Source organism: Ruegeria sp. AE3 (genome assembly GCF_056542225.1).
Map to the genome: position 1 here is coordinate 1 of NZ_JBQFZL010000050.1, position 838 is coordinate 838.

Here is an 838-nt window from a genome sequence, read left to right on the forward strand (position 1 = left end):
CTAGGGTCAGGATGCATTGATTTCCCGAGCGCTGCGTGTTTCACGGCTCTGAAAACAGAGCGGTGACATGAGCAATCCTTTCTGGCTGACCGACGCACAGATGGCGCGTCTGAAACCCTACTTTCCAAAGTCGCACGGTAAGCCAAGGGTCGACGACAGGCGGATTCTGAGCGGGATAATTTTCATCAACCGCAATGGGTTAAGGTGGCGCGACGCTCCTGAAGCCTATGGTCCACACAAGACGCTTTATAGCCGTTGGAAGCGCTGGAGCGAAAAGGGCATATTCGCGCGGATGATGGTGGGGCTAGCTGTCGAGCACGGCGAACAGAAGACAGTCATGATCGACGCGACCTACCTGAAGGCACATCGAACAGCGACCAGCAGGGCCGCTAAAAAGGGGGGCGCGGTCGCCTGATTGGCCGGACCAAAGGTGGTATGAACACCAAGCTTCACGCCATTTGCGACAGCCAGGGACGACCGCTCGACCTCTTCACCACCGCCGGACAGGTCAGTGACTATATCGGCGCACGGGCATTGCTGGGCGGTTTGCCAAAGGTCGAATGGCTGCTCGGAGACCGAGGCTACGACGCCGACTGGTTCAGAGATGCGTTGAAAGACAAAGGGATACGCGCCTGCATCCCTGGACGAAAACAGCGCAAGAAGACCGTGAAATACGACAAGCGCCGATACAAACGGCGCAACCGCATTGAGATCATGTTCGGCAGGCTCAAAGACTGGAGACGCGTGGCAACCCGCTACGACAGGTGTCCCAAGGTCTTCCTCTCGGCCATCGCGCTCGCAGCCGTCGTCATCTACTGGTTATGAATCCTGACCCTAG

General features: G+C 57.5%; 1 protein-coding gene. It reads left to right on the forward strand.

Features of this window, described 5'->3' with window-relative positions:
* Window positions 1–67 precede the first annotated feature (67 nt).
* Window positions 68–825 (forward strand): IS5 family transposase gene (locus ACR0NZ_RS20620; protein WP_480521580.1). Its coding sequence is split into 2 segments (ribosomal slippage): window positions 68–392 and window positions 392–825, totalling 759 coding nucleotides; the frame shifts between segments, so codons are not numbered across the junction.
* Window positions 826–838 lie beyond the last annotated feature (13 nt).